A 26,571-nucleotide genomic window follows, 5' to 3' on the forward strand; every position below is an offset into this window, starting at 1 on the left:
ATCGCCCGAATCGGATAAACCGTGTCACTCCGACAGGTGGTGCGGCACGGAGCACTGACGGCGCGCAGGCGGCGTGCGTGAATCAGCCGTGCGCGCTAGTGCGCCCCCTTGGAACTCCACGACCAGAATCCCTTCTTCCACGCGCCCCTACGTTGGTACTCCGCCCGGTGGGGCCTGGGGCCGCGAGGAGTCGCCCCGGGGAGCCGGGCGTTGTGTGCGCCGACGGTATGGGGATACCGGTTCGGCGCCGTACCAACCATTGGGGGGAATCCATGGTGACGATCCGACGCAGAACGCACCGGTCGGCTGCCTTGCTCGCCGCGCTGTGCCTGTGCTCCCTGGCGACGTTGACGGCATGCGGCGACGGCGGTGACGGCGGCGACGCATCGGACACGGAGACAACGGCCAGTACCTCTGAGACGGCGCCGGCCACCGGTACGCCGGAGGAGGACACCGCCACGCCGACGGAGAGCGAGAGCGAGACCACCGAACCGGACGAGGAGACCACGGAGACGGAGGACGACACCACCGACACCACCGACACCGGTGACGAGGAGACGGCGTCCGACGACTCGAGCAGCTCGTCCGATGTACCGCACGGCACCTGGACGGGCAACGCGAGGATCAGCGTCGACTTCGCGGACCCCGGATGCGCCGCCTCGTCGCAGACGTACAGCCTGCCCGCGACGCTGATCATCGACGATCCGGCGGGCTCGGAGAGCAACGGCTTCCATCTCTCCTGGGCCAGTGACAGCCAGAGTGCGGCGGGCGCCTTCGGGGTGACCTCCGCGCTCAGCGGGACCGACACCACGGACGGCGAGTCGGTGGAGACCGGCTACTGGTCGCTCACCGACGACGGGGGCGGCGACATCTCCGGAAGTCTGACGGACACGGGCGGTTCGCAGGGCCTCGCGCTCAATCTGGTCTTCGTGCCCAAGCCGCTGTTCCCGTGCAGCGGGTACACCCCGTTCGCGTACTCGATGGCCGAAGGCACCACGCTGGAAGGCACCCTGACCGAGGACTCCGCCTCGCTGACGCTGAGCGGCACCACGAGTGACGGGACGAGGAGCTTCCGTGTCGAATGGTCCTGACCCGCGGCTGCCGTCCGCCGAGGAGACCGCCGCGGCCGTCCTGGACGGATGGTCCCTCCGTATCGCATCGGCGGCGGCCCCGCACGAGGCCGACTTCGCCCCGCACACCGCCCGCGTCTATGCCGCGGGTGGCCGCGGCCGACGGGTGCTGCTCCGTTCAGCGCCCTCCACCCCCGGCGGCTCCGGCGGTGAACTCGTCGCCGCACTCCCGCTGTTGTGGGACGCGCTCGCCACCTCGTACCGGTTGCTGGAGTCCGCCCTCGGGTCGCCGGCTGTCGGCAACACCGTGTCGGGGGCCGCGCTGCTCCTCGCCATGAGGAGACGGGAGACGCCGCCTGAGGATCCGGCGGCGCCGGCACAGCCCGCGCCGACACAGTCCGCGCCGACACAGCCCGCGCCGGCGGACCCGGCCCTGTCGCCCGGCCCGCAGCCGACCCCCGAATCCCGCCCGGACGCTCCCGCGGCTCCCGAACTCGCTCGCCTCGTCGATGCCGTGGTCCGCGTTTCCGCACTTCTCCAAGGGCGCGGCGTGAGCCGTCAGGAGGCCGACCGGGCTGCCGCGGAAGCGGTGGCCGCGCTGTACGAGGGCCACGACGACGGCGCTCTCGCCTTCCTCGGCCTGCTGACCGGAGGCGACCCGCCCGCCGGCCCCGGCGGACGCCGCGGACCGGCCATGTCGCTTCCGCGCAGGCTGACCGGCTGGTGGCGAGGCCGTACGGAGGGGGCATGAGGCGCGCCGGCGCCGATGCCCCGGCCGACGTTTCCCCGGACGGAATCACCGACGTACCCACCGACGGACCCGTCGACGCTGCCGACGGACCGGCCGACGTACCCACCGACGGACCGGCCGACGCCACCGATGGACCCGTCGACGCCGCCCACGGACTCGCGTCGCCTCCACCGCCGTGGCTGTGGCTCGCTCTCGTCATGTACCTCTACGAGCTGCCCTCCACCGCCGAATGGTGGCACGAGCAGGTCACCTGGCTCTGGACCTCCCAGGTGTTCGGCCCCGAGGTCGTCGGGGGTGCCGCCTTCGCGGCCCTGCGTGTCACCACGATCAGCCAGGCCATGCCGACGCTCATCGTGCTGGCCGGCCTCGCGACCGTCCTGCTGCCGCACATCCGCGGCCGCTGGACGGAATGGCGTCACGCGCTCGTGGACGCCCGCGCAGACGACGAGCCGGGTGCGACGGGGACGTGCCGCGAGATCCAGGAGCTGCTCGACCGGTATGCGCCGGGGGCCGTTCTCATGGTGTCGCTCAGCGGCGGTGGCCCGCCCGTCCGGGTGTACGCGCGGGGCTGGCGGAAACGGCGGGTCGCCGCATCCCTCGGGTACATCGGCATGTGGCACAGCCGGCCGCGGCGGGCCCGCGCGTTGCTCGCGCACGAGGCGGCCCACCTCACCCGCGGCGAACACCTCATCACCGGGCTCGGCAGCCCGTTCACCACGATGGTCACGGCCTGGCCCGTGGTGTTCCTCGCGCTCGGGGTGGGCCCGCTGATCTGGCTCGCCATGGCGCACCACCCCTCCGGTTCGCTGATGAGCGCCCAGGTGCTCACCGTCATGGTCAAGCTGCCGCAGATGCTGATCGTGCCCGTGGCCGCCCTCTGGTGCATCGAACTGGCCGCGGACCGCTACGCCGTGGATGCCGCGGGGCGCCGCACCGTCGCGGAGGCGCTCCACACAGTCCACGAGCGCGAGTCCCGGCTCCGGCGTGTGGGCGCCGTACTGCACCACCCGCCACGGTGGTTGAGGCGCTGGTTCGTCGCGCGGGCCGACCGGCCGTCGGCGCCGCTGCTTCTGCTGATGGCCGGTCCGCTGGCCCTGCTCGTACAGGCCGTCGTGGTCACCGCCTTCGCCGTGCCCAGTCTGATCCTCGCGGGCGATCCCGCCCGGAACGCCGTGGCGAGCAGCCTGGATCTCGCGCACCGCAACCTGCTGCCCGTACCGCTGTGGACGGCGATTCTGGTCATCGTGCTGGTGTGGCCGGCCGTGGACGGGTTCTGGCTGCGGTTGTGGGGGGCTCCCCGGCCCCCCGGGCCCGGGCCGTCTCGTGTCCGCCGTCCACGCCTGTATCTCGTGGCGGCGCTGCTGCCGGCCACCGTCCTTGTGGTGGCTCTACTGCCGCACAGCGGTGCGCTCGAACGCGACCCTGTGCTGCGGCCTTCACCGGCCTCGGCGGCCCAGAGCGACGACTCTCAAACCTCTGTCTCGTGACGATTCTGAAAAAATGTTCGGGATCTCTTGAGTCGAATCGCCGCCGTCTCCGTATCTGACGGCGTTGCGCTCCGATTTCCGCTCGGGCGGGTGAGGGCACGGACCGACTCGGCCGAGTGGCAGCCGGTCCCCGGCGTATGAGCAACCAGAAAGGGACGACTTGTGAGGAACAGACAGAGACACAAGCGGTCCAGATGGATCGGCGTCACGGTCGCCGGTGTGGCAGCACTGGCCGTGGGCGGCGGCGCTGTGCTGATGACGAACAACAGCGCGTCTGCGTCGCGGGAATCCGCGAGCCAGCAGGCAGCCGCGCAGGCGACGATGACGCTCAACTGCCCCGATGTCTCTGCCCGTCTGACGGACGTGCCGCAGGAGGCGCGGCCCGCCGTGGACACCGAACTCGCCAAGCTGGACACTCAGGTCGCGGACGCCTACGGGCAACTCGCCACCGGCGCGAAGACGGACAAGGAGTGGGTACGCACCAGCGTGCTGGACCCGCTGTCCTCCGAGCGGCGCCAGTCGCTCGACCGCATCGGCGCCGAGATCGGCAAGGTCTCCCAGCGGCCCGCCGGCCTGGACTCGCTGGCGGCCTGTACGGTGCGCAAGGAAGAGGCGGCCCCGGCCGTCGCGGCCGCGAACGGCTCGGCGGCCCCGAGCGCCCCCGCGGCAGGCGGCCAGGCGCAGAACGCCCCCAGCCGCGCGGACTTCGTGGACATCCGCAAGGTACGGCCCAACGTCGTCACGCCGCGTCAGAAGGCCAACGCCTCCAAGGGCACCTTCTCGTCCCGCTGCGGGCGCAACGAGAACAAGCACTTCAACCCCGACAACGTCATCGTGGCACCGGGTGTGAGCAACGGCGCCCACCACATGCACGACTACGTCGGCAACCTCGAGACCGACGCGTTCTCCACCAACGACGACCTCGCCGGGGCCGGGACGACCTGCACCAACGGCGACCGCTCCACCCACTACTGGCCGGTCCTGCGCCTGCGCAACGGCAAGAACGAGGCCGACGCGAACCTCCCGGGCGGAGGCCAGGACGGCAACGTCGGCCGCATCCTCCAGCCCGCTTCCGTGCAGCTGACCTTCCGCGGCAGCCCGGTCGCCAAGGTCGCCGAGATGCCCACCTTCCTGCGCATCATCACCGGTGACGCCAAGGCATTTGTCAACGGAACCGCCAACGCCAACGCCTCCTGGAGCTGCACCGGCTTCGAGAACCGGCAGCTGAAGGACAAGTACCCGTTGTGCCCGAGGGGCAGCAACGTCGTGCGGACGTTCAACTTCCAGAGCTGCTGGGACGGCGCGAACATCGACAGCGCCAATCACCGCACCCATGTGGCCTTCGCCCAGGCCAACGGCGCGTGCCCGCAGGGCTTCCGGGCGATCCCGCAGCTGGTGCAGCGGATCACCTACAAGGTGAACCCCGGATCGGTCTTCGCGGTCGACAGCTTCCCCGAGCAACTGCACAAGCCGGTCACGGACCACGGCGACTTCATCAACGTGATGTCCAAGTCGCTGATGAAGAAGGCGGTGAGCTGCATCAACGGCGGCCGCAAGTGCGGCTGAGCAGCTGACGCGTGGTGCCGCGGTGACCCGGGGGAGGGTTCGCTGCGGCACCACTGTTTCGTACGGCCGGCGGGCGCGGCCCCCATCGGTGCCCCCGTCCGTCCCTGTGGCGGCCGATCATGCCAGGTTCCTTATTCGCTGGGGATCACGGTTCTCCGGAAGGCACAATTCCCGCATGCCGCACACCTCCCGGCGCTCGGCGGACCTTCTCCTGGCCGCGATCGAGCCCCTCCCGTACCCCCTGCGCATGCGCGAACTGTCCCGGTGGACCAGGGAGACGGAGCCCGGGGAACGGCGGTCGCTGCTGGCCGAACTCGACGCCCGCGGGCCCTACGAGCGAGGGCTCGCCGTCGTCGTCGCGTCCGTGGGCGGCGAGAGAGGGTGGATCGGTGAGCGGCTCGCGGACCCCGACGCCTTCGTCCGAGGCCAGGCACTGCGGGTCGCCGCGGGGATCGGCGTGCCCGACGAGGCGTTCGCCGCGGCGCTGGACGACGCACCGGCCGCGATACGCAGGCAGTTGTTGCGAGCCGTCGTCTCGCTGCGCCGCACCGCGCTCGCGGACCGGCTCGTCGACGGCGTACGGGAGACCTGGGGCGAGCCCGAGGCGGCGCGCCTGCTGCCCGGATGCGGGCAGGACACCGTCGTACGGCTTCTGCCCGACCTGTTCCACGCGGTCCGCGGCTGGACCTCACTCGGCCGCCGGCATCCCGGGCCGGTCCTCGACGCCGCCGAGCGCGAACTGGCCGCGCTGCCCGAGTCACTGCGGGACGGCTGGTGGCAGCGGTACGCCAGGGCGGTCGCCGCCACGGCGGACGCCGAACCGCGGCGGGTGCTCGCCCTGTTCGAGAGCATGGGGCCCGCGGCCCTGCCGGTGCCGCTGAGCCATCGGCTCGCTGCTGTGGCGAAGGCCGACCCCACGCGGGTCGTGCGGATGCTGCTCGCTCCCGAGGGGCACGCACTTCGCGGTCGCGTCAGCCGGTGCCCGGCCCTGCTGGCCTTTCTCGCCCGGCACGCTCCCGAGGATCTGGTGCTTCGGCTGGGACGGGTCAGCGCCGCACGGCCCGACCAGCTCGCTCGGCTGATCGCCGCGCATCCGCCGGCCCGGCGCGGCGCGTTCCACGAAGCCGTCGTCAGGGACCGGGGCAGCGAGACACAGGTGGTGAACGCCGAACTGCTGGACGTCCTGCCCCGCAGCTGCGTGGCCGTCGAGGCCCGCCGGATGGCGGACCGGGCCCGCGAGCGTTCGGCGCCGTGGAGAGAGGTGCTGCTCGCCGAGTCGTATCTGCCCGTGGACGAGGCGCGCGAACGGCTGGTCGCGGCCACCCGCCGCCCCGCCGCGGAGGACCGCGCCGAGGCCTGGCCGCTGCTCGTCCGCAACGCCGCGCGGTCCGGCGACGCCGACTCCGTGACCGCGGTACTGCGCGAGATGGCACGGCTGCGCAACGAGCAGGACCCGGTGCGCTCCGCTGCGCTGGACGCCCTCGCCGCCATGCCGCCCGTGCTGTTCACCGAGGAGGCGGAGGACCATCTCGACCGGGTCGCCGCCGACGCCGTCGAGGCCCGCGACTCGTCCCCGGCCACCCGCCAGGCGCTCAGCCGCCTCGCGGTCGAGGTGCTCCGCGAGCACGCCGCCACCGGCCGGCGCGGGCTCGTCAACTGGGCGCTGCGTACGGTGGTGCGGATCTCCGGCAGCACCGGCGGCGCCGATCTCGGGCGGCTGGACCGGACGCTGCGCCGCGGACAGGAACACGACGTCTTCGAGGCGCTGCGCCCGTGGATCGAGGCGGGCGCGGAGAAGGCGGACTTCAGCCTGGCCTTCGCCCTCGCCCGCGCGGCCGGCCGGCGCGCGGCGGGCATGACCGAGCTTCAGGAACTGCTGTGGCAGGCGGTGCGGTTCGGCAACAGCGGGGCCGCACGTACTGCCGTCGACCTCTGGCTCGAACCGCCCCGGGACCGCGACCGGCGTGTGGAACTGCTGCTGAGCCACGAGCGATCGGCGGCCGTACTGCCGCCCGTCGTTGCGGTACTGACCTCCCGCCGCACCGATCTGCTCGACCGCATCCTGGAGGACACCCCGCCCTACGGGCGCTTCCTCACCAAGGACAGCCACTGGACCCTGCCCGTCAACAGCGCCGCCCACACGGTCTATCGCTGGACCGCACGCCAACAGCGCTGCGCCGTAAGGCAGTTGGCGAACGCCGCGGACGACACCTCGCTGCCGCTGTACACCCGGGCGGACGCCATCGCGTCGGTCGCGCGCATCCCGGCCGGCGGCGCGGATGTCGCACACCGTTGGACGGGCTCCCACGACGTGGTGCTCACCGAGACCGCGCTCGCCGCCCTCGCCCGGACCGTGCGTCCCGCCGACGCGCTGCCCGAGTTGCTCTCGTACGCGAACGGAGACCGGGCCCGCGTCGCCGTGTACGCGGTCACCCGGGCGTCCCGGTATGCGCGGCCGTCCGAACTCGGCGCCCTGCTGCGCGGAGTACTCGAGCCGGGAGCGGCCAAGGTGACCAGCCGCAAAGAGGCCGTGCGGCTCGCCGCGGCCCGCCTTCCGCTGATCGACGCGGCCGGGGTGCTCGCCGACACGTACGCGATGAAGGACCAGCACCGTGATGTCCGCGCCGCGTGCGTGGCGTTCGCTCCGGCCCTGCTCGGTGACGAACGCATGTGGCGCCTGCTCACCGACGCGTCCACCGGCGAGCGGGTGCTGCGCGACGGCGTGCTGCGTGTGGTGCCGATGGATCTGCCGGAGTCGTACCGCCCGCGCTATGCGCGTCTGATACGCGGTGTCTGCGAGATCCGCGACAAGGAACTCGCCGGTACGGCGTTCGCGGCCCTCGCCCACTGGCTGCCCTGGTCGCCCGAGGCATCCGTGGTCCTGGTGTCCGCGATCACCGATCTGTCCGACCGGCGGTCCTGGTACGCGGCGGCCGACGCGCTCGCCGCCGCTGCCGTCCACGGGCCCGAGGCCGCGGCCGCTGTGGAGCACGCGCTCACCCGGCTGGCCACTGCCGACGCTCTGGCGGTGGAGAACGCCGACGACGCCGGCGCCGAACGGGACCGGCCGGCCCGCCGCCGCGTCGAGCACCTCACGGACCGGCTGTGCCGCCGGTCCGGCGTACGCCCCCGGGTGCTGCGCCCGGTGCAGAAAGCCGCCGCCGAGCTGCTCGCGGGGCACGACACCTTTGTGCCGCAGGCTGCGGCGCTGCTGACGGAGTCCCTCGACCTCGCTGCCGACGCGGACTCGCTGCGGGTGTCGTGCGACCGGCTCGTCGCACTGCACGAGGACCGTCCCGCCCTCGCCGTCCGTACCGCCGACGCGCTCGGGCGAAGACTCCGCGGCGCGGACCGGGCCGGCGACGGCGCGGCGCTGCTCACCGCCGCCCGGCAGCTCGCCGAGGCGGGCGGTCGCACCGAAGGGCTTCTCGCGGTGACGCTCACCGCAGCGGGCGGCGAGCGCACGTCCTGGACCGAGCCGTGGCGGGCGCAGCTGCGCAGGCTGCGCCGCCATCCGGTCGCCGATGTGCGGGACGCCGCGCTCGGGTGCGTCACCGCTCATGAATGACGCCCGGCCGGGCCGCGCACCACGGGGTCGTGGGCGCGGCCCGGCCGGGCGGGAGAGCGCGGAGTCAGCCGGCGGCGCGCGCCGCCATACGTGCCTTGCGGGCCGCGAGCTTCTCGTCGAACTTCGACGCCTCGGCGTCCAGCCCGCCCATGTACAGCCCGAGCTCCTCCTGCGCCTTGAGACCCTCCGGGCCCAGCCCGTCGATCTCCAGCACCTTCAGGAAGCGCAGCACCGGCTGCAGCACGTCGTCGTGGTGGATCCGCATGTTGTAGATCTCACCGATCGCCATCTGCGCGGCGGCACGCTCGAAGCCGGGCATGCCGTGACCGGGCATCCGGAAGTCGACGACCACGTCGCGCACGGACTGCATGGTGAGGTCCGGCGCGATCTCGAAGGCCGCACGCAGCAGGTTCCGGTAGAAGACCATGTGCAGGTTCTCGTCGGTCGCGATCCGGGCCAGCATGCGGTCGCAGACGGGGTCGCCCGACTGGTGGCCGGTGTTGCGGTGCGAGACGCGGGTGGCGAGCTCCTGGAAGGCGACGTACGCCACGGAGTGCAGCATGGAGTGCCGGTTGTCGGACTCGAAGCCCTCCGACATGTGGGCCATGCGGAACTGCTCGAGCTTGTCGGGATCGACGGCCCGTGAGGTGAGCAGGTAGTCGCGCATCACGATGCCGTGCCGGCCCTCTTCCGCGGTCCAGCGGTGCACCCAGGTGCCCCAGGCTCCGTCGCGGCCGAAGAGGCTGGCGATCTCGTGGTGGTAACTGGGCAGGTTGTCCTCGGTCAGCAGATTGACCACAAGAGCCGTTTTCCCTATGTCGGTGACCTTCGACTGGCTCGGCTCCCAGGCCTCGCCGTCGTCGAAGAGACCGGGAAAGTTACGGCCGTCACCGAAGGGGACGTACTCGTGCGGCATCCAGTCCTTGGCAACCTTGAGATGGCGGTTGAGTTCCTGCTCCACCACCTCTTCCAGCGCGTACAGCAGCCGGGCGTCTGTCCACGCGTCCGAGCTGCCGAGTTGGGGAGAGGTGATTGACACGGGTGCTCCAGGGGGACGGGAGAGTTACTTACGTATTCGTAGGTTACGAAACCGTAGGTTAAGGCGCCGTAAGCCGTCGGGCCAAGCCCGCACCCGGAATGTCCGGTTACATTTGGTTATGCATGCAGGTCGCGGAGGCGTACCGAGAGGCAGGTCACGCAGCCTTCGAGCTTCTCGAACTCGCTGATGTCGACCGGGACCGGCTCGTAGCCGAGATCCGCGAACAGCTCGGCCGATTTCGGGGCGCTCGCCGCCATCAGCAGCCGGCCGCCGCCGAGCAGCACGACATGCGCCCCGGACTCCTCCGGCACGGGGAGATGGCGGGGGAAGACGGACGGAGTCTCGACCAGCGGCGGGTATCCGATGACCGTGGCGTCGGGCAGGGCCGTCACCGCCGACTTCAGGTGCAGCACCTTGCTGACCGGCACGGCGACGACCCGCGCCCCCAGCGGCTCGAAGACCTGCCGCAGCTGCGCCACCCCGGCGGCGTTCGTCCGGCCGCCGCGGCCGACGTAGATCGTGTCCCCGACCTTGAGCACATCGCCACCCTCCAGGGTGCCGGGCTCCCACACCCAGTTCACCGAGCAGCCGAGCCGCGCCAGGGACTCCTCGACGGCAGCCGTCTCGGGCCTGCGCGACTCGGCGCCTGGGCGGGCGATCAGGGCGACATTGCGGAAGACGACGACGGTGTCCTCCACGAACACGCCGTCCGGACAGTCGTCGGCGGGTTCGGTCTCGACGGTCTCCCAGCCGTGCTCGCGCAGCGTCTCGGCGTAGGTCTGCCACTGCTCGAGCGCCAGCGCGGCATCGACGGGCGTGCGCTCGATGTGGGTGACCAGCCCCTCCGCGAGACGGGGGCTGGGGCGGCGGATCAGGGCTTTCCTGCTGGGCACGGGCGAATCTCCCGGGAGGCTCGGGGCTGGTGGCGCCCATCATGACCCTTGGTGCGGGGGCCATGGAATCCCTGGTTGCAGGCTTGTGAGCGGTGGGGAGGGAACCGGCGGGCGCCGGGCCCGGCCAGTCCGGTGTCGTCCGGGCCTCTTGTCGGGCCCGTGCAAAAGGAGTTGGGCCCGAGCCGGCCCGGGTCCTACGCTTCTCGGCACATGGTGTTCGTAGCTGAGTTCGGTACAGCGCCCGGCTGTGGACCGGGAGATCGCGGGTTCGAGTCCCGCCGTACACCCTTTTCGGACCCTCGGCGGTTCCGGGCTGTGGTTCCGGCTGCGGCTGTCTCACGTCGTGGCGTAGCAGCCTTGTCGCAGGTACGCGGCATTTCTCTCACAGGGCCGTGAGGCGACGTGACCTGAGGTGCCGTGCCGTGGCCGGCTACGGCTGCTGCCCGGTGGCTTCGGGGGTGGGCGCGGAATGTACGGGCTGCTGCGGACAGCGCCGGCCCAGTCCGACAGGGCCGGGATCGCCACCTTCGTGATGCGCAACAAGCCGTACCTGACCGCCTTGCGCGTGGAGGACGAGATCCTGGCGCTCCGGGACGAACCGGTCGACGCCCTCGCCCAGGCAGGGGCGCCGAAGGAAGAAGTGCGCCGCCTGGCCATCGCAAGGTCGACTCGTTCTTCCGTGCCTGGGCGAGGGACCACAGGAACGGCGTAGGCCGTGCGTTCCTGCCCAACGCCCGCCGCTACAGCGGGTTCATGCCCATCTCGTCGGGGCCCTTGCCGCCCGTGCGCTTGCTCTCTTCCGTCAGGCGGTCGGCCTTCTCCATGAGGCGCTTGCGCTCCTCCGGGTCGGTGGCCCGCTCGGCGGCGTTCTTCAGCTCCTGGGCCTTCGCGCGCATCTGCTGGGCAGGGCCGCCGGACTCACTCGCACTCGACATGATCACTCCAGGGATTCGGGGGGAGCGGACCACCTCAGCGAAGCAGCAGCCGTAGCCGATCGCATCCCGAAAGCCTCACGCATCGTGACGACGTCCGCGGCCGCCGCGTCTCGGCTGCCGACGGTCTAGACGGCCGTCGTGAAGGCCGTGTCCTCGGCGGCGCCGGTGCGGGCCTGCACGATCAGGCCGTCGTTGCCGTTCATTTCGAGCATGCGGCGCACCGCGACGCTCGCGGCGCGGACCGTCATCGGCATGCCCAGGTCGCGTTGCGCACGCAGTACGGCACTGAGGGCGGCGCTGCTCTCCGCCGCGTCCTCGAGGACGACCAGGAGAGACTCCGGACGGTGTGAGCGCACGAGCGCGCTGATGTCCTGGGCGAGCTGTGCCCGCCGTGCGATGCCTGGGTCCTCGTGCAGCGTGATGACCAGACGGGTACCCGTGACGGCATGGGACCACATGGAGACCCTCCGATTCGTGCACAGAAGATGTGTGTGCGGTGAATCTGCCCCGTCTTGCATTGCAATATGCCGGACGTCTTCTGCTTGCGTTTCATTCGGCCTAAGGCAGCCTGGCCAACGTTTCCCGGGAACGGGGTCCTCCGCTTCCAGGAGTGGGCACGGGACTGCTCGGCGGCCTGGTCGGCGGCGGCTTCGGTGGTGGCGCCGTTCGTCGGTGTGGCGCGGGACGCTGTCGACGCGGGCGGCAGGTCGGGTGGCGGTGTCACATTTTCGCCAATGTCATCGTGTGGACACTCGTCGGCGTGTCCTACTGGACCCGTCGCGCGGTAAATGTGTCTATTGGCGGCGTAGACGAGTCCGATCGCTCAGCGGTGACTCTTCCCCGGGAACCGGAGCGGGATCGTTTCTGCAGGTCAAGACGTCCCTTTTCGGTGTGCCGGTCCCGGATGTGATTACAACGGGTTCATGAGTGTGCACTAGGGTGGCGGCGCCTTTAACTGTCCAACCGTGTAGACGAGTTGACCGTTAGTCGGCGGCGTACCCGTGCACCCCACCCCCCGGGGTGATCGAGAGGACTCCCATTGTCTGAATCCCCGACGTATGCAGCGCGCCCGGAATCCGGTCGGACGACCGCTGGGGGCTCGGCACGAAACAGGCACGGCAGGCGGCCGGCGCAGGAAGAGGCCGCCGATCCTGCCGCCCGCTCGCGGGCGATACGCCTCGCGGTCCTTCCCGCGGCCCTCATATCCGTGCTCGCGGCCGCACTGGTCGTTTTCGTCCTTCGCGCACAATCCGGCACGGCCGACGCCGCCACCTGGGGCGTCCTCGTCGCCGCCGGCATTCTCGGCGCGAGTGTCCTGATCGGCGCCGCGCGCGCCGCCTCCACCGAGGCCCGGCGGACCGCCGAACGCCACGCATCCCTGCGCAACTCCCTCGCCCCGGGCGTCAGCGATCTGCAGAACATGGTGCTCCGGCTGGAGCAGGGCGAGCCGGTGGAGCAGCCGCTCTTCTCGCAGCCCGCCCCGCCCGCGAACGACCCCGTCAGCCGCCTTGCCTACGAGCTCACGATCAGCCTGCTCCAGGCCCAGGCGGCCATCGCGCACGCCGCGCAGTTCCCCCAGGCCACTGCCTCCCCCAATGAGGAGAGCATCGAGGTCTTCGTCAACCTCGCCCGTCGCCTGCAGTCCCTCGTCCACCGCCAGATCAGCATGCTCGACGAGCTGGAGAACGAGGTCGAGGACCCCGAACTCCTCAAGGGCCTCTTCCAGGTCGACCACCTGGCGACGCGTATCCGCCGTCACGCCGAGAACGTCGCCGTCCTCGGCGGTTCGGTGTCGCGCCGCCAGTGGACCAAGCCGGTGACGATGATGGAGGTGCTGCGGTCCTCCATCGCCGAGGTCGAGCACTACTCCCGCGTCAAACTCGTCCCGCCGCTCGAAGGGACCCTGCGCGGCCACGCGGTCGCCGACGTCATCCACCTGCTGGCCGAACTCGTCGAGAACGCCACCGGGTTCTCCGACCCGAGCACCCAAGTACTCATGCGCGCCCAGCGGGTGACCGCCGGACTCGCCATCGAGGTCGAGGACCGCGGCCTCGGCATGTCGCAGCACGAGCAGGACCGGATCAACTCCCTGCTCGCCCACCCCGACCGCATCGACATCAGCAAGCTGATCGCGGACGGCCGTATCGGCCTCTACGTGGTCTCGGCGCTGGCCCGGCGGCACGGTATCGCCGTCCGCCTCCAGGGCAACATCTACGGCGGTATCCAGGCGATCCTCGTCCTGCCCACCGGTCTCCTCGGCGAGGAGCCGCTGGACGCGCCCCACCACGCCGCCGCGGCGGCACCCCGGTCCGTCGCGCCCGCCTCACCCCAGCGGCCCGCCGTGCAGGCCGGACCCGAGGCGCAGTACGCACCACCGCCGCTGGACACGGCTCAGCCGATGACCCAGTCACCGTCGCAGCCGATGCCGCCGGTGCACCACATGTCCGCACCGGCGCGCCAGCAGCAGGCGCCTCAGCCGCAGCAGCGCACGTCCCCACCGCAGCAGATGCCTCAGTCCCCGCAGCAGTCGTCTCAGCACGCACGGCCCGCCGAGCGGCCCGCACCCCGCGACGCCGGGTCGTACGACACTCCGGCCCCGCAGGCCGGGCGCCCGCCGCTGCCGCAGCGGCGGGCCCAGGAGCACCTGGCACCGCAGCTCCGGAACGCCCCCACCACACGCATGAGGGGGGACATGCCGGAGGGGGAGCACGATCCGGGACTGATGGCTGCCTTCCAGCGCGGAGTCAGCCTCGCCGACGACGTATCCGACGAGACCCGCTGACAGCTCCTGCCAGCCGCAGTTCCCGTACTCACCCCCGAGGAGAAAGAACGCCACCATGGTGAGCGACACGCGTACCGGTTCGAACCAGAATCTCGACTGGCTCCTCCAGGGGCTGGTCAAGAGAGTCCCGTACACCCGCAGCGCACTTCTGTTGTCGTCCGACGGTCTGACCAAGGCCGTCGACGGGCTCGGCACAGACGAAGCCGACCACATGGCCGCGCTGGCGTCCGGCATGTACTCCCTCGCCCGCAGCGCCGGTTCCCGCTTCGCGGGTGGCGCCGACGTACGCCAGGTGGTCGTGGAACTGGACACGGCACTGCTCTTCGTCTCGGCGGCGGGCTCCGGGGCCTGCCTCGCCGTCCTCGCCGACAGCGAGGCGGATGCGGCCGTGCTCGGCTACGAGATGGCCATGCTGGTCAAGAGTGTCCGCCCGTACTTCGCCACGCCTGCCAGAAACCAGGCACCTGGCGCGCAGCGCGCTGCGGGGCACTGAGGATGGCGGATGCGCAGGGCGGAGCGTGGCTCGACGACGAGGCCGGACGACTGGTCCGGCCCTACGCCGTCAGCAATGGCCGCACACGCCCCACAGCGCACTTCGACCTTCTCACCCTCGTGATGGCGACCGGCACCCGTCCGAAGACGTACCTCGGCCCCGACTACGACCAGGTCCTCGCCCTGTGCGGGGGCCGGCCCATCTCGGTGGCCGAGGTGGCGGCCCATCTGCGGCTGCCGGCCGTCATCACCAAAGTCCTGCTGTCCGACCTCGTGACGCACCAGGCGCTCAGCACACGTGCGCCGCGGGCCATCGAGGCGGCCTCCCCTACCGACCGAAACCTCCTGGAGGCGGTGCTGCATGGCCTTCGCAAGCGGCTCTGACGATCCTTTCCCGACTGCACTGAAAATCCTCATCGCCGGAGGATTCGGGGTGGGCAAGACGACCTTCGTCGGAGCGGTCAGTGAGATCGCACCCCTGAGCACCGAAGAGCTGCTGACCCAGGTCAGCGCTCGCACGGACAGCCTGGTGGGCATCGAGGACAAGACCACCACCACGGTGGCGATGGACTTCGGGCGCATCACCCTGAGCGCGGACCACGTCCTGTACCTCTTCGGCACGCCGGGGCAGGAACGGTTCTGGTTCATGTGGGACGAGCTGTCCAACGGCGCACTGGGCGCGGTGGTGCTCGCCGACACCCGCAGACTCGACCAGTGCTTCTCGGCCGTCGACTTCTTCGAGCAGCGCGGTATCGGCTTCGTCGTGGCCGTCAACCAGTTCGACGGCGCCTACCACTACGAGCCCGCCGAGATCCGCGCCGCGCTCGACCTCAAGCCCGAGGTGCCTGTCGTGATGTGCGACGCCCGCCAGTGCAACTCCAGTACCGAGGTGCTGATCGCGCTCGTCGAGCACCTGCTCGTCCCTGCTCCCGGCATGTCGCCCGCGGAGCCCACCCCGCTGCACTGACGCCCGCTCAGCGCTGTCGAATGGAGCCTGCATGTCCGCGCCTGTTCCCTACACGCAATACGACCCGACCGGCCAGATGCTGGTGACTCCCGAGGACCGGGACGCACCGGCCCGCGTGGCCCGGCTGCGTGAGCTCGGCATCGGAAGCGCCCCCGTGCCGGAGTTCGACGCGTTCGCCCGCAATCTGGCGCGCACGCTCGAAGCGCCGTACGCCATGGTGAACTTCATCGATGAGAACCGGCAGTACTTCGCCGGGCTCTACACTCCCGCCGACAGTCAGCCGGGAGTGGAGCTGGAGCCCCAACAGGCCTCCACCAGCCGGGTCATGGCCCGCGATCACGGCTGGTGCCCGCACGTCGTCGTACGGCGCAAGGCCCTCGTGCTGGAGGACGTCTGCGACTACCCGCGGTTCGCGGGCAACCCCGTGGTGGACGAGATCGGCATCCGCTCGTATCTGGGCGCGCCGCTGATCGACTGGAACACGGGCATGGCCCTGGGCACGATCTGTGTGATCGACACGGACACCCGGCCCTGGGGACGGCAGGGCCTGGAGACCATCAAGTCGATGGCGCAGCAGATGGTGGAGAGGCTGCACCAGATAGAGGAGCGGGGTCAGGCCTGAGCGCGTCCGGTGGCCGCCGCTCACTGCACGCGGCCCCTCGACCCCTGACGGGAGCCTCGGACACGACACTGTGTCCGTGGCTCTCCGTTCTTTGTCTCCCGAGGGTTTCGCGCACCCCCGGGATCTCTCACACGCCGGCCGGCTCCCGCAGGTCCTCTTCCAGGTGATCCGTCGGACCGGTCCGCACCAGGTCGGCCAGACGCTCGGACCACTGGCCCTTGGCCGTGCCGAGCGCGACCTCGCCCAGACGCAGGAGCTGGATGTCGGAGGTGCCGGCGGGCGCGTAGATGTGGTGGGCGTCGCGCAGATAGCGCTCCACCGGGCGGTCGGTGAACAGGCCGCTCGCCGCATGGATCTCCATGGCGTCGCCGGCCGAATCGATGGCGGACTCGACATTGAGGTACTTGGCGTTCATCAACTCCGCGTCGCAGGGCTGCCCTTGGTCCATGAGGTGAACAGCGTGATAGGCGGCGAGCCGGGCGGTCATCAGCCGGTGCTTCATGCGACCCAGCTTGATCTTGATGTTGTTGAGCTCGCCGAGCGCCGCGCCGTACCGTTCGCGTTCGATGCACAGCGCGGTCGTCTCCTCGAGGACGGCCTGGTGGATGCCGAGGGAGACCGCGGTCAGGTTGGGCCGGCCGTAGAGGACGCTGGAGGAGTACGCGACGGCCAGGCCTTGTCCTTCCGTACCGAGCAGGTTCGCGGCCGGTACCCGGCAGTCCTCGAAGATCATTTTTCCGAAACTGAATCCGTGCAGCCCCATGGCGGGCTGCTGTTCGGCGAGCGAGAACCCGGGGCGGTCGGCCTCGACGAGGAAGGCGGAGAGGCCCTTGGAGCCCTCACCGGTGCGGACGATCACGCCGTGCACGTCGCCGACGTGACTGTTCCCGACGAAGACCTTGTGACCGTTGAGGATGTAGTCGTCACCGTCGCGTACGGCGGTACTGGTCATGCCGAGGACATGGCCGCCCGACTCCTCCTCGGTGGTCGCGATCGTGGGCAGGCAGTCGCCGGCCGCGATACGCGGCAGCCAGGCCGCTTTCTGGACATCGTTGCCATAGTGGATGATCTTGGCTGTACCGAGCTGGGATGCCTGCACCATGGCACCCATGGCCCCGCTGACCCGGGCCAGTTCCTCGATGATGATCGTCTTGGCGAGATGGCCCGCCCCCATGCCGCCGTAGGCCCGGTCGATGGTCACACCGATCCAGCCCTGCTGGGCGATCAGCCGGGACACGTCGTGGGCGACGCCCCGGGAGGCTTCCATCTCGGGTATGCGGGGCCGCACCTCGCGCTCGGCGAACTCACGCACACGCTGCCGTAGATCCTCGTGCCGTTGCTTGGTGAAATACCGTTCCACGACCCCTCCTCCGCACTGCCTCCGCGTCCGTTCGGATACGGAGGGACGTCCTTCGGGCAGTGGTTCTCCGCCTCCAGGCAGACCGTCTGTAGGATTGTCGTCTTGTCGATCCATCTCGGCCAAGATCGTCAGCACTCTTTGACTGAAACCCTCCGTCTTGTAAATCGATCGCAACTGTGCGATGGGCGGAACCACTTGGTCGCATCCGGTCACTTGCGAAACGCAGGTGCCGCAGGCGCTACCACACGCCACTGACAATGCCACAGGGCTGCCCACCAGGAACGCGCCGCTCCGGCGGCCTCACCGCGGTGGCTCCCGGGCGAGGTGCGCGGTCGTCGGCCTGTGAGCGAGGTTCGGGGCCCTGTCAGCGGAGTTCAGCCAGAATCAGCGGGGCACGGATATACCGGGGCGCCCATGGGCATGCATCGACGATTGACCTGTCCGGCCGCGGACGGCTGTCGGTCGACCTCGGGGGCAACTCGGGGCGTCGGAGCGCACCGTGGGTCGGCCCGGACGGCGCCGCCGAGACCTGGCCGCGAGCTGCCCTCCCGCCCCTGCCGCGCGGATGTCACCATGACGGGCGTGGCCGACAACACGCTCTGGGTTGCTGCACTGACCGCCGGAACGGCCGTCCTCGCCAGCTGGGTCACCAGCCGCGGAAACGCCAACGCCGCCCGCTTCCAGGCCGAAGCCGCCTCCGCGTCACAGCGGACCGCCCGGCAGCGGGAGGCCCGCCGCGAGGCGTACGCGGCGGTCATCGACAAAGCCGTCGCCATTGGCGAGCTGTACTGGAAGATTCCCGAGGCGACGCGCATCTCCGAGCCCGAATCCCGACGGGCCGAGATCCTGCGCCTCCGCGAACAGATACGGGACGTCTACGCCGCGCTCCTGCGGTGCGTACAAGTCGTCACGCTGGAAGGCCCGGACGACGTTGCCGAGGCCGCCGCTGCCCTCGACAGGGCAACCCCCTCCACCGCCCGCCTCATGCGCGCCATGGCCGACGGCGACCCGGCAGCCGAACGGCAACTCACCGAAGAGACCCGTGCCTACTGGCCGGCACTGACCGAGTTCATCGCGCGGGCGAGCAAGGCCGTGCGGACCATGTGACGCCGGCCGGTCGTCCGGCGGGCCTACCGCCCGTACAGGAAGAACTTCGCCGGGACGAAGACCTCATGGCCGGTCGGGAAGCGGACGCGTACGCCCGACGTCGTCCACGTGGTGGATTCGATCCCGTCCGCGCCCAGATCCGTGTCGACACCTACCCGGTGCCCGTAGGACAGTCCGGGGTCCCGGCCGATGACCAGCTGGTAGGAGTGCCGGCCCGACAGGGTGTGCTCGTGCACCAGGCCCAGGTGGTGCGCCGAATCGTCCTCGTAGGTCACCGACGAGGGGGCGCTGCTGCGGTACGTGACATCGGACCGTGGCCACCACAGGACGGTGAGGAGCGCAGCGGTCAGGGCAACGCCCGCGGCGCCACCGAGCAGCACCTGTACGGGAATGCCGCACAGCCGTCGCGGCGGCGCGGGCCGGCCGGGCAGGGCCGCCGTGTCAGCAGCTGGGCTGGGCACGGTGCGAGGTGAAGTGGGCGTTGGCGGCGGGCAGATACAGGAGCACAGCGGCGGCGATCGCCAGGACCTCGTGGGTGCGCTCCCCGGCGAGGGACACGTCGAAGCCGCTCATGGTCATGTTGTTCACGAGCCAGAGGGCGCAGAGAGCGCCGGCGGCCGCGAGAACGACGCGGGCCCAGCGGCGCCCCGCTCGCATCTTGTACGCGCAGAGCAGCCACAGGGCGTTCACCGCGACCAACACGCCGCCGGACACGGCAAGTTGCCCGAGCGCCTCGGACGGTCCTCTGTCCGCGCGGAGGTCCCCCCAGCTCGTCGGAGCGATGACGAACGAGCCCAGTACCCACCCGACGAGTTCGACAGCGATCCCGGCCATCGACAGTGCGTAGGCCAGGCGGACCGGCTTCGGTGCCTCGTCGGCCCGGTCGAGCCCCGTGGTGACCATCCGTACTCCTTGTGCTGCTCGGTGGGCGTCGCTTCCCGGAGCGACGCCTCGTGCCCGGCTAGACCGCGAATCGGGCCGACGGGTTCCCTCGTCGGCGGTCACCGATGGACCTGCTGAGGCGGAACGGAGTCGCCGGGAGGCGAGCGTCGGCCGGACGGAGGCAGCCGTGGGGGAGTCCGGGGCCGTTCTTGACCATGACGCGGCGGCAGGGTTTCTACTGAAAGCCATGCGGATCGGAGCGATCACCGCATGGCGGGCGAACCCCTGGAGAGGACCCATGATGGACACCGGTACGCAGAAGAACCTGGCCCTGCTGCGCACGGCCTACACGACGCTGGAGAGCGGAGATCTCGACGCGTGCGTCGAGCTGCTGGCGGAGAACTTCATCGCCAACCTCCCTGGGCTGCCCGACCCGCTGCACGGCCGGGAGATCTGGCGGCTGGGCACCGAGGCCATGCTGGAGGGATTTCCCGACCTGACGATCGATGTCGAGGACATGTTCGGCGTGGGCGACAAGGTGGCCGTGCGGGTCCACTTCCGTGGAACGCACCGGGGCACTTTCCAGGGGGTCGAGGCGACGGGCCGGCCGGTCAGCTTCCGGAGCATCGAGATCTACCGCGTCGAGGGCGGCAGGATCGCGGAGGAGTGGGTCTCACCGGACCTGATCGGTCTCATGCAGCAGATCTCGCCCGTGCCGGCCGGCGCCTGACCCCGGTGTGTCCATCCGACGGGGCGTGCGGCGACGGTCTGACCGTCGCCGCACGCGGGCGGTCGCTCGCTCACCGGACCGACAGCGGAGCCGGTCGGCGAGGCGAACAGCCCCTCACCGTCGTGGGACAGGAGGCTACGTCCAGATGGCGTTGACCCACTCCGGGTGGTCGATGAACGGGTTGCGGTTGCGCTGGATGCCGAAGATGGCCTCATTGCGCTTCTGCTCGAACGCGTCCGGCGGGTCCTCGGTGTTCCACTGCTTGAGCACGGACAGCCGGCCGATGGCCGGTGCGGAGCCGTTGTTCACCTGGTCGTTCGGCTCCAGGTCCGGGGCGCCCTCGTCACCGTCGTAACGGACGGCCATGTAGAGGATCATGCGGGCGACATCGCCCTTGACCTGGTCGCGCGGCTCGAACGAGTCGCCGTCGGCGAAGTTTCCGGGCGCCTCGGCGACCTCGTCGCCGCCGTTGTCGAAGTCCAGGTTCCCGCGCGTGCTGTTCACGGACACGTCCGTGGGCCGCAGATGGTGGATGTCGGTGCCCGGACCGGTGGCGGTACCGAAGTCGCCGTGGGACTTCGCCCACACGTGCTCGCGGTTCCAGTCGTCGGGTCCGCTCCCGTTGGTGGTCTTGGCCTGGGAGCGGCCGGTGTAGAGGAGGATGACGTTCGCCGAGTTGGCGGGGTCCTCGTCGGTCTTCTTGAGCGCTTCCCAGACGTCGTCGTAGGAGAGCTTCGTCTGCTCGCTGATGATCGTGTGCAGAGCTGCTTTCAGCTCCGGGCCGCTCTTGCCGAGGGCGCCCTCGTAGTAGGTGTCGTCGACGGCCCCGACGGTTGTGCGCTCGGCGGGGGAGGTGCCGGGCTGGCCGGCGAAGGCGACGGTGGGGACTGCGACGGCCGCTGCCGCCACGGCTATGACGGCATGACGCCACGGGCGCCGGCGGGAAAGTCGGTGAGTGGACATGTGTGGGGGGAGTCCTCTCCGGTTCGGGCACCCCGCTGCGCAGGCCAACGCGGCGTGTGCGGCGGGGTGATGGGCTGTTGGACCTCGGAGACTGGCACGGAGTGCCCGCCGGGAAGTGGACGCGATGCGCGTATCTCGTACCGAGACGGTGAACGATGCGCAGTCCCTCGCGACCGGGCTCGCCCGCTTCGCCCGTGCAGCCCGGGACGGCCAACTGTCTTGCGGTGCATGGCAATGACCCACTACCTTGCACCACATGACAAAGGAGCTGCCCGCCGTCGACCAACGGCGCAGCCAGTTGTTGCGGGGTGTGCTCGACCTGTGCCTGCTCGCGAAGATCTCCGAACGGCCGCGTTACGGCTATGAGTTCGTGGAGGCTCTGGCCGCCGACGGACTGGAGCTCGTCAGTGAAGGCAGCATCTATCCGCTGCTGGCGCGGATGGAGCGGGCGGGGCTCGTCGACACCTTCCGGGCGCCGTCGGCCACCGGCGGTGCGCCGCGCAAGTACTACCGACTGACCGGCGCCGGCGAGGCTGAACTCGCCGGCGGCCGCGCCGCCTGGACGCACTTCACCGAAGCGGTCGGCCGGACGCTGGACACCGACACCACGGGGGGAACCACCACATGACGACGCGCGAGCAGGTGCTGGCGGTCTGCAAGGCCAACTGGGAGTACCGCGGCCTCGACGAAAGCTCGGTACGGGAGATGCTCGACGAGCTCGACGCCCATCTTCGGGACGCCGCTGCCGACGGGCGTGGCGCCGAGGCGGTGGTCGGCAAGGACATGAAGGCCTTCGCCGCGTCCTGGGCCCGCGCGAGGACGCCGCTGCCGGTCCGGCTGCTGCGCATGACCGCCATGATCACTTTCGTCACCGGCTGGATGCTCCTCTTCGGGCACCTCGTCCGGTGGACTGCGGAACTCCCCGTCTCCACGAGCCGTATCGCCTTCTTCGCGGTCCTCGCGACGGTCACCGTCACCTGGGACATGAGGCGAGGCAGCTCCGCGCTCGGCAGGGGGTGGCTGGTCGCCAATGCGGCCGCGGTGGCCGCAGCGATATCGATCCTGTGGCTGGCCGGTGATCGGACACTCTTCCACCTGCCGCTCTGGTGTTCGCTCCTGCTGCTTGCCCCGGGCCTGCCGTACGCCCTGGCCGACGCCCGCGCGAAGCGCAGGGCCGGCAAGACCCCGGACGCAACGGCCCCTGTTGCCCGGTGACGAGGACGACCGTGCGGGTGGGCAGACCACAACAGCCCCACCCGCAACCGACACCCCCACGGACACGGCGCACACCACATGGAACCTGCATGGCTCATCCCGCTCATCCCGCTGACGATCGGCGCGGCCTTCCTGTGCTTCGGCGTGTACGGACTCCGTCGCGCCCGGGTGCTGCGGAGCGCAGGTGTCACCGTCGAGGGGCGGATCGTCCGTCACGATGTCCGGCGGAATGACGAAGGCGCCACGCTCTATCACCCGGTCGCGGCTTGGACGACCCGGGACGGGCGCCCGTGCGAATACTCGTCCAGGTTCGGACGCGGTTCGGTCCGGCACGGCAACGGCTTCCGCGTAGGGACCGTCGTGTCGGTCCGGTACGACCCGGCAGATCCCCGGCGGTTTGCCATCGAGGGCTGGGACTCCAGCATCGTGGACCTGGTGTTCACCGTTGTGGGGTCGGTGCTCACAGCGGGCACCCTGGTCGTGCTGCTCGTCCTCCTGCTCGCCCTCTGAGGCCCGAACGACGCCCGATGCGGGGGGTGCGGGCGACAACGACCCGGGTGCCGGACGCTTTCCGTCCGGCACCCGGGTCGTCGCTGCGAGGGCGTCCGGCGCGTCACGCCGTCGGGAACACTCCCTCCCGTACGTCGTCCGGCCCGATGTCCCGCAGTTCGCCGTCCAGCAGCAGCCAGCGCGTGATGCCGATCGACTCCAGGAACGTCACATCGTGGCTCGCCACGATCAGCGCTCCCTCGTACGCCTCCAGCGCCGCCGTCAGTTTGCGCACGCTCGCCATGTCCAGGTTGTTCGTCGGCTCGTCGAGCATGAGCAGCTGGGGTGCGGGCTCCGCCAGCAGCAGGGCGGCGAGCGTGGCCCGGAACCGTTCTCCGCCCGAGAGCGTGCCGGCCGGCTGGTCCGCACGTGCTCCCTTGAACAGGAAGCGCGCCAGCCGTGCCCGGATCCGGTTGTCGGTCGCCTCCGGAGCGAACCGGGCCACGTTCTCGACCACACTGAGCGCGTCGTCGAGTACGTCGAGCCGCTGCGGCAGAAAGCGCAGCGGCACCGCGGTCACCGCCTCGCCCGCGACCGCCTCCAGTTCGCCGGTGATCGTGCGCAGCAGCGTCGTCTTGCCCGCGCCGTTGCGGCCGATCAGGGCGATCCGTTCCGGGCCCCGTACCTCGAACTCTCCCTTCACCTCGGCGCCGTAGCGCAGCCGCAGATCGCTCAGCCGCAGGACCTCGCGGCCCGGGTGGACCTTGGTGGACGGCAGCTCGATACGGATCTCGTCGTCGTCCCGGACTGCGAGAGCCGCCTCGTCGAGACGTTCCTTCGCCTCGGCGAGCTTCTCCGTGTGCATGATCCGGTGCTTGCCGGCCGAGACCTGGGCCTGACGTTTGCGCGCCCCCATGACGATCTTGGGTTCGCGCTTCTGGTCCCACATCTTCTGGCCGTAGCGCTTGCGGCGGGCCAGTTTGACCTGGGCATCGGACAGTTCACGTTTCTGGCGCTGCACATCCGCCTCGGCGACGCGCACCATGCGCTCGGCGGCCTCCTGTTCCACGGCGAGCGCCTCCTCGTAGGCCGAGAAGTTGCCTCCGTACCAGACGACCTCCCCGTCGCGAAGGTCGGCGATCTGGTCGACGAGCTCCAGCAGTTCGCGGTCGTGGCTCACCACGACCATCACCCCGGACCACCCGGCGACCGCTTCGTAGAGCCGGCGGCGCGCGTACAGATCGAGGTTGTTCGTGGGCTCGTCCAGCAGCAGGATGTCCGGCCCGGCCAGCAGCAGTGCGGCGAGCCGCAGCAGCACGGCCTCGCCGCCGGAGACCTCGCCGATCGTGCGGTCGAGCCCCACATGGCCGAGGCCCAGCTGATCGAGCGTCGCGCGCGCACGTTCCTCGACGTCCCAGTCGTCGCCGACCGTCTCGAAGTGGTGCTCACTCGGGTCACCGGCCTCGATGGCGTGCAGCGCGGCGCGGGTCCCGGCGATGCCGAGCACCTCGTCCACGCGCAGGTTCGTGCCGAGCGCGACGTTCTGCGGCAGATGGCCGACCTCGCCCACGGTGCGGACGGTGCCGTCCGTGGGAGTCAGCTCCCCGGCGATGAGTTTCAGCAGCGTCGATTTCCCCGATCCGTTGACGCCGATGAGACCGGTACGGCCGGGTCCCACCGCGAGCTGGAAGTCGTCGAGGACACCGGTGCCGTCGGGCCAGGCGAAGCCGAGGGCGGTGCAGGTGATGTGGGTGGAAACGGTAGACATGAGGGCGTCTCCCTGTTGCGTGGAAGGGTTCGGGGCAACGGGTGGGGACACCGGGATGTGGGCGACGGCCGCCGACGGGGCACAAGAGGTGATGGAGAAGTCCCGGCCGGGGGAGAAACGGCTCGTATGCCGAGGTCGCACGCACTGCGCACGCCGCAGTGACTGCAGCTGTGACGCACGGTGTCTCAGGACCTCAGACGAGCAACGTCCTACTCCGATCGACGACAACAGGACCGTTGTACACCGTAAGAGCGCGCCCAGGGCCTGTCAACGGAATTACGTGCCAGGGCCTGCCCGCGCGACGTACCAGGAGGCACCAGCCCATGCCCGACGCATCGCTCTCGCTCGCCGCCCGGCTCGCTCTCCTCGCCTGGGACACCGAACGGATGAAGCTCACCGGGGTTTCCCAGCTCGCCCACCTCGTCCGGGCCGGGGCTCTCACCGAACTGGCCCAGCGGGGCATGCTCGCCGACGACGACGGGATCGCCCGGCCCGTGTCCGACGACCGCACCGGCGATCCGGCGCTCGACGACCTCCTGGAGCTGATCGAGGAGTCCAGGCCGCGCACCTGGAAGAGCTGGGTGACCAACCATTCCCAGTACACCCTCGACGCCGTCCAGAGCCGGCTCGCCGGCACCGGTCATCTGCGGAAGGAGCACAAGCGGGGGCTGTTCTCCAGAACGCAGTACCGCCTGGAGCACCCCGATGCCGTGAAGGCGCTGCGCGCGGACGCGCGGGACGTCCTGACCGGTCCGGTCCCGGTGGACCGGGTCTCCGACCGGGACGCGGCCCTGGTCGCGCTGGCCGCCGCGGCCGAACTGCGGACGCTCGCGACCGGCAGGGAACGCCGGCAGTACAAGGAACGCATCGAAGCCCTCTCCGTGCGCAGCGGCGCGGCGGCGCCCGCCCTGAAGAAGGTGATCGACGAGGTGCGGACCGCGGTTGTCGTGGTCGCGGCGACGGCGGCGGCCACCGCGGGCAGCAGCTGACACCGGACACGGCCCCCGCGGGACGTTGATGTCGGAAAGTCGCCAGCCAGGCACCGGCGCCCGGTGATTGGCTCCCCACATGACGACCTCGACCGAACGCGCCCACCGCTTCCGCTCGCTGCACACCGCCGAGCGTCCTCTCGTGCTGCCCAACGCCTGGGACACCGCGAGCGCCCGCATCATCGCCGAGGCCGGTGCCGAGGCGATCGCCACCACGAGCGCCGGCGTCGCCTGGGCCCTGGGCGCCGCGGACGGCGACCGGCTGGACCGCGCTGCCGCGCTGGAGCACCTCGGCCGTATCGTCGCGGCCGTCGACGTGCCGGTGACCGCGGACATCGAGGGCGGTTACGCGCAGACCGCGGACGGCGTCGCCGAGACCGTCCGCGCGGTGCTCGCCGCGGGCGCCGTCGGCATCAACATCGAGGACGGTCCGCGCCCCGCCGAGGAGCATCTGCGCCGGATCGGGGCGGCGCGGGCCACGGCGGACGCGGAAGGCGTCCCGCTGTTCGTCAACGCCCGCACGGACGTGTTCCTGGCAGGCATCGGCCCCGAGGCCGGGCGGCTGGAGGAGACGCTGAAGCGTGCCGCCGCCTGCGTCGCCGCCGGCGCGGACGGGATCTTCGTGCCGGGGGTCACCGACGCGGACACCGTGGCGGCCCTGGTGCGGGGGATCGACGCCCCGCTGAACGTGATGACGGGTCCGGGAGCGCCGAGCACCGCGGAGTTCACGCGGCTCGGGGTGGCGCGGATCAGCGCGGGTTCCTCGATCGCTCAGGCGGCCCACGCGCTCGTCCGCGACGCCGCACGTGAACTGCTCACCGAGGGCACGTGCACGACGGTGGCGAACGGCTACGACTACGGCGAGCTCAACGCGCTGCTCGGTGAACGACGTTAGG

At 70.7% G+C, this 26,571-nt stretch carries 27 protein-coding genes and 1 tRNA gene; 19 read left to right on the forward strand and 9 right to left on the reverse strand.

The genetic code is table 11. The features are described 5' to 3' along the window. Positions 1–272 precede the first annotated feature (272 nt). The 5 genes from ACQPWZ_RS30675 (at position 273) to ACQPWZ_RS30695 (ending at position 8,442) form a co-directional block, all read left to right on the forward strand. The gene (locus ACQPWZ_RS30675; protein WP_433572965.1) at positions 273–1,091 is read left to right on the forward strand and encodes a hypothetical protein; all 819 of its coding nucleotides are present in this window, start codon (positions 273–275) and stop codon (positions 1,089–1,091) included. Beyond that, the gene (locus tag ACQPWZ_RS30680; RefSeq protein WP_433572966.1) at positions 1,075–1,821 is read left to right on the forward strand and encodes a hypothetical protein; all 747 of its coding nucleotides are present in this window, start codon (positions 1,075–1,077) and stop codon (positions 1,819–1,821) included. The genes ACQPWZ_RS30675 and ACQPWZ_RS30680 overlap by 17 nt, the downstream gene beginning before the upstream one ends. Beyond that, a complete protein-coding gene (locus tag ACQPWZ_RS30685; protein ID WP_433572967.1) occupies positions 1,818–3,308 on the forward strand; it encodes a hypothetical protein in 1,491 nt (496 codons plus the stop codon). The genes ACQPWZ_RS30680 and ACQPWZ_RS30685 overlap by 4 nt, the downstream gene beginning before the upstream one ends. A 255-nt stretch (positions 3,309–3,563) precedes the next feature. Continuing rightward, a complete protein-coding gene (locus ACQPWZ_RS30690) occupies positions 3,564–4,874 on the forward strand; it encodes a DUF1996 domain-containing protein (RefSeq protein ID WP_356703399.1) in 1,311 nt (436 codons plus the stop codon). A 175-nt stretch (positions 4,875–5,049) separates the two neighbouring features. Beyond that, complete coding sequence (locus tag ACQPWZ_RS30695) at positions 5,050–8,442, forward strand: hypothetical protein (RefSeq protein WP_433572968.1); 3,393 nt, start codon at positions 5,050–5,052, stop codon at positions 8,440–8,442. Between the two features lie 64 nt (positions 8,443–8,506). Here the strand turns inward: ACQPWZ_RS30695 and ACQPWZ_RS30700 are convergent, their stop codons facing one another. Both ACQPWZ_RS30700 and ddaH read right to left on the reverse strand, forming a co-directional pair. Beyond that, positions 8,507–9,481 carry an acyl-ACP desaturase gene (locus tag ACQPWZ_RS30700; protein ID WP_340476518.1) on the reverse strand — a complete coding sequence of 325 codons (975 nt, stop codon included), beginning with the start codon at positions 9,479–9,481 and terminating at the stop codon, positions 8,507–8,509. Between the two features lie 116 nt (positions 9,482–9,597). Next, positions 9,598–10,374, reverse strand: a complete 777-nt coding sequence (ddaH, locus tag ACQPWZ_RS30705; RefSeq protein ID WP_433572969.1) for a dimethylargininase — start codon at positions 10,372–10,374, stop codon at positions 9,598–9,600. A 213-nt stretch (positions 10,375–10,587) separates the two neighbouring features. On the opposite strand from ddaH, the gene ACQPWZ_RS30710 reads away from it, so the two are divergent. Together ACQPWZ_RS30710 and ACQPWZ_RS30715 are read left to right on the forward strand one after the other, a co-directional pair. Further along, positions 10,588–10,661 (forward strand) — tRNA-His (locus ACQPWZ_RS30710). A 182-nt stretch (positions 10,662–10,843) separates the two neighbouring features. Continuing rightward, positions 10,844–11,086 (forward strand): hypothetical protein, encoded by a 243-nt coding sequence (locus ACQPWZ_RS30715; RefSeq protein ID WP_433572970.1) that lies wholly within the window; start codon positions 10,844–10,846, stop codon positions 11,084–11,086. 28 nt (positions 11,087–11,114) lie between these two features. Here the strand turns inward: ACQPWZ_RS30715 and ACQPWZ_RS30720 are convergent, their stop codons facing one another. Both ACQPWZ_RS30720 and ACQPWZ_RS30725 read right to left on the reverse strand, forming a co-directional pair. Beyond that, the gene (locus ACQPWZ_RS30720; RefSeq protein WP_340476520.1) at positions 11,115–11,309 is read right to left on the reverse strand and encodes a DUF6381 family protein; all 195 of its coding nucleotides are present in this window, start codon (positions 11,307–11,309) and stop codon (positions 11,115–11,117) included. 125 nt (positions 11,310–11,434) lie between these two features. Then, positions 11,435–11,767 carry a hypothetical protein gene (locus ACQPWZ_RS30725; RefSeq protein WP_340476521.1) on the reverse strand — a complete coding sequence of 111 codons (333 nt, stop codon included), beginning with the start codon at positions 11,765–11,767 and terminating at the stop codon, positions 11,435–11,437. A gap of 749 nt (positions 11,768–12,516) precedes the next feature. On the opposite strand from ACQPWZ_RS30725, the gene ACQPWZ_RS30730 reads away from it, so the two are divergent. From ACQPWZ_RS30730 to ACQPWZ_RS30750, 5 genes are read left to right on the forward strand one after another with little or no spacing between them, the layout of a single operon-like run. Next, positions 12,517–14,091 (forward strand): sensor histidine kinase, encoded by a 1,575-nt coding sequence (locus ACQPWZ_RS30730; RefSeq protein WP_356703348.1) that lies wholly within the window; start codon positions 12,517–12,519, stop codon positions 14,089–14,091. A 55-nt stretch (positions 14,092–14,146) separates the two neighbouring features. Then, a complete protein-coding gene (locus tag ACQPWZ_RS30735) occupies positions 14,147–14,584 on the forward strand; it encodes a roadblock/LC7 domain-containing protein (RefSeq protein WP_340476523.1) in 438 nt (145 codons plus the stop codon). A gap of 2 nt (positions 14,585–14,586) precedes the next feature. Beyond that, on the forward strand, positions 14,587–14,967 hold the full coding sequence (locus ACQPWZ_RS30740; RefSeq protein WP_313942946.1) for a DUF742 domain-containing protein: 381 nt from the start codon (positions 14,587–14,589) through the stop codon (positions 14,965–14,967). Then, positions 14,945–15,550: a GTP-binding protein gene (locus tag ACQPWZ_RS30745; RefSeq protein WP_340476524.1), complete on the forward strand. Its 606-nt coding sequence runs from the start codon at positions 14,945–14,947 to the stop codon at positions 15,548–15,550. Before ACQPWZ_RS30740 ends, ACQPWZ_RS30745 begins: the two co-directional genes overlap by 23 nt. A 31-nt stretch (positions 15,551–15,581) precedes the next feature. After that, complete coding sequence (locus ACQPWZ_RS30750; protein WP_313942944.1) at positions 15,582–16,172, forward strand: GAF domain-containing protein; 591 nt, start codon at positions 15,582–15,584, stop codon at positions 16,170–16,172. Positions 16,173–16,299: 127 nt separating this feature from the next. Here the strand turns inward: ACQPWZ_RS30750 and ACQPWZ_RS30755 are convergent, their stop codons facing one another. Next, entirely contained in the window at positions 16,300–17,532 is a 1,233-nt protein-coding gene (locus ACQPWZ_RS30755; protein WP_340476526.1) for an acyl-CoA dehydrogenase family protein, read from the reverse strand. 582 nt (positions 17,533–18,114) lie between these two features. On the opposite strand from ACQPWZ_RS30755, the gene ACQPWZ_RS30760 reads away from it, so the two are divergent. Next, on the forward strand, positions 18,115–18,639 hold the full coding sequence (locus ACQPWZ_RS30760) for a hypothetical protein (RefSeq protein ID WP_433572971.1): 525 nt from the start codon (positions 18,115–18,117) through the stop codon (positions 18,637–18,639). 23 nt (positions 18,640–18,662) lie between these two features. Here ACQPWZ_RS30760 and ACQPWZ_RS30765 read toward each other — a convergent pair whose 3' ends face one another. Next, positions 18,663–19,100, reverse strand: a complete 438-nt coding sequence (locus tag ACQPWZ_RS30765; RefSeq protein ID WP_433572972.1) for a hypothetical protein — start codon at positions 19,098–19,100, stop codon at positions 18,663–18,665. Next, positions 19,081–19,542, reverse strand: coding sequence for a hypothetical protein (locus ACQPWZ_RS30770; protein ID WP_433572973.1), 462 nt, complete (start codon positions 19,540–19,542; stop codon positions 19,081–19,083). Before ACQPWZ_RS30770 ends, ACQPWZ_RS30765 begins: the two co-directional genes overlap by 20 nt. 226 nt (positions 19,543–19,768) lie before the next feature. Between ACQPWZ_RS30770 and ACQPWZ_RS30775 the strand changes: the two genes are divergently transcribed. Then, complete coding sequence (locus ACQPWZ_RS30775; protein WP_433572974.1) at positions 19,769–20,251, forward strand: ester cyclase; 483 nt, start codon at positions 19,769–19,771, stop codon at positions 20,249–20,251. Between the two features lie 135 nt (positions 20,252–20,386). Here the strand turns inward: ACQPWZ_RS30775 and ACQPWZ_RS30780 are convergent, their stop codons facing one another. Continuing rightward, positions 20,387–21,214 carry an endonuclease I family protein gene (locus tag ACQPWZ_RS30780; RefSeq protein WP_433572975.1) on the reverse strand — a complete coding sequence of 276 codons (828 nt, stop codon included), beginning with the start codon at positions 21,212–21,214 and terminating at the stop codon, positions 20,387–20,389. A 256-nt stretch (positions 21,215–21,470) separates the two neighbouring features. Here ACQPWZ_RS30780 and ACQPWZ_RS30785 point away from each other — a divergent pair, with 256 nt between their 5' ends. From ACQPWZ_RS30785 to ACQPWZ_RS30795, 3 genes are all read left to right on the forward strand, one after another. After that, complete coding sequence (locus ACQPWZ_RS30785) at positions 21,471–21,842, forward strand: PadR family transcriptional regulator (RefSeq protein WP_433572976.1); 372 nt, start codon at positions 21,471–21,473, stop codon at positions 21,840–21,842. Next, complete coding sequence (locus ACQPWZ_RS30790) at positions 21,839–22,429, forward strand: hypothetical protein (RefSeq protein ID WP_433572977.1); 591 nt, start codon at positions 21,839–21,841, stop codon at positions 22,427–22,429. Before ACQPWZ_RS30785 ends, ACQPWZ_RS30790 begins: the two co-directional genes overlap by 4 nt. Before the next feature lie 78 nt (positions 22,430–22,507). Further along, positions 22,508–22,939, forward strand: a complete 432-nt coding sequence (locus ACQPWZ_RS30795; RefSeq protein WP_433572978.1) for a DUF3592 domain-containing protein — start codon at positions 22,508–22,510, stop codon at positions 22,937–22,939. A gap of 103 nt (positions 22,940–23,042) precedes the next feature. Here ACQPWZ_RS30795 and ACQPWZ_RS30800 read toward each other — a convergent pair whose 3' ends face one another. After that, positions 23,043–24,686 carry an ABC-F family ATP-binding cassette domain-containing protein gene (locus tag ACQPWZ_RS30800; protein WP_340476535.1) on the reverse strand — a complete coding sequence of 548 codons (1,644 nt, stop codon included), beginning with the start codon at positions 24,684–24,686 and terminating at the stop codon, positions 23,043–23,045. 323 nt (positions 24,687–25,009) lie between these two features. Here ACQPWZ_RS30800 and ACQPWZ_RS30805 point away from each other — a divergent pair, with 323 nt between their 5' ends. After that, positions 25,010–25,675 (forward strand): GOLPH3/VPS74 family protein, encoded by a 666-nt coding sequence (locus ACQPWZ_RS30805; RefSeq protein WP_433572979.1) that lies wholly within the window; start codon positions 25,010–25,012, stop codon positions 25,673–25,675. 79 nt (positions 25,676–25,754) lie between these two features. Then, entirely contained in the window at positions 25,755–26,570 is an 816-nt protein-coding gene (locus tag ACQPWZ_RS30810) for an isocitrate lyase/PEP mutase family protein (RefSeq protein ID WP_433572980.1), read from the forward strand. The last annotated feature ends 1 nt before the right edge of the window (position 26,571 follow it).

Origin of the sequence: Streptomyces sp. CA-251247, from assembly GCF_050952975.1 — a bacterium.
GTDB classification, from domain to species: domain Bacteria; phylum Actinomycetota; class Actinomycetes; order Streptomycetales; family Streptomycetaceae; genus Streptomyces; species Streptomyces achmelvichensis.

What these genes read in the sequence shown, in the direction of transcription:
- ACQPWZ_RS30675 (WP_433572965.1), top strand. Translation starts at nt 273, where the DNA reads ATGGTGACGATCCGACGCAGAACGCACCGGTCGGCTGCCTTGCTCGCC.
- ACQPWZ_RS30685 (WP_433572967.1), top strand. Translation starts at nt 1,818, where the DNA reads ATGAGGCGCGCCGGCGCCGATGCCCCGGCCGACGTTTCCCCGGACGGA.
- ACQPWZ_RS30690 (WP_356703399.1), top strand. Translation starts at nt 3,564, where the DNA reads ATGACGAACAACAGCGCGTCTGCGTCGCGGGAATCCGCGAGCCAGCAG.
- ACQPWZ_RS30695 (WP_433572968.1), top strand. Translation starts at nt 5,050, where the DNA reads ATGCCGCACACCTCCCGGCGCTCGGCGGACCTTCTCCTGGCCGCGATC.
- ACQPWZ_RS30715 (WP_433572970.1), top strand. Translation starts at nt 10,844, where the DNA reads ATGTACGGGCTGCTGCGGACAGCGCCGGCCCAGTCCGACAGGGCCGGG.
- ACQPWZ_RS30720 (WP_340476520.1), bottom strand. Translation starts at nt 11,309, where the DNA reads ATGTCGAGTGCGAGTGAGTCCGGCGGCCCTGCCCAGCAGATGCGCGCG.
- ACQPWZ_RS30725 (WP_340476521.1), bottom strand. Translation starts at nt 11,767, where the DNA reads ATGTGGTCCCATGCCGTCACGGGTACCCGTCTGGTCATCACGCTGCAC.
- ACQPWZ_RS30735 (WP_340476523.1), top strand. Translation starts at nt 14,147, where the DNA reads ATGGTGAGCGACACGCGTACCGGTTCGAACCAGAATCTCGACTGGCTC.
- ACQPWZ_RS30740 (WP_313942946.1), top strand. Translation starts at nt 14,587, where the DNA reads ATGGCGGATGCGCAGGGCGGAGCGTGGCTCGACGACGAGGCCGGACGA.
- ACQPWZ_RS30745 (WP_340476524.1), top strand. Translation starts at nt 14,945, where the DNA reads ATGGCCTTCGCAAGCGGCTCTGACGATCCTTTCCCGACTGCACTGAAA.
- ACQPWZ_RS30750 (WP_313942944.1), top strand. Translation starts at nt 15,582, where the DNA reads ATGTCCGCGCCTGTTCCCTACACGCAATACGACCCGACCGGCCAGATG.
- ACQPWZ_RS30770 (WP_433572973.1), bottom strand. Translation starts at nt 19,542, where the DNA reads ATGGTCACCACGGGGCTCGACCGGGCCGACGAGGCACCGAAGCCGGTC.
- ACQPWZ_RS30775 (WP_433572974.1), top strand. Translation starts at nt 19,769, where the DNA reads ATGCGGATCGGAGCGATCACCGCATGGCGGGCGAACCCCTGGAGAGGA.
- ACQPWZ_RS30780 (WP_433572975.1), bottom strand. Translation starts at nt 21,214, where the DNA reads ATGTCCACTCACCGACTTTCCCGCCGGCGCCCGTGGCGTCATGCCGTC.
- ACQPWZ_RS30785 (WP_433572976.1), top strand. Translation starts at nt 21,471, where the DNA reads ATGACAAAGGAGCTGCCCGCCGTCGACCAACGGCGCAGCCAGTTGTTG.
- ACQPWZ_RS30790 (WP_433572977.1), top strand. Translation starts at nt 21,839, where the DNA reads ATGACGACGCGCGAGCAGGTGCTGGCGGTCTGCAAGGCCAACTGGGAG.
- ACQPWZ_RS30795 (WP_433572978.1), top strand. Translation starts at nt 22,508, where the DNA reads ATGGAACCTGCATGGCTCATCCCGCTCATCCCGCTGACGATCGGCGCG.
- ACQPWZ_RS30800 (WP_340476535.1), bottom strand. Translation starts at nt 24,686, where the DNA reads ATGTCTACCGTTTCCACCCACATCACCTGCACCGCCCTCGGCTTCGCC.
- ACQPWZ_RS30805 (WP_433572979.1), top strand. Translation starts at nt 25,010, where the DNA reads ATGCCCGACGCATCGCTCTCGCTCGCCGCCCGGCTCGCTCTCCTCGCC.
- ACQPWZ_RS30810 (WP_433572980.1), top strand. Translation starts at nt 25,755, where the DNA reads ATGACGACCTCGACCGAACGCGCCCACCGCTTCCGCTCGCTGCACACC.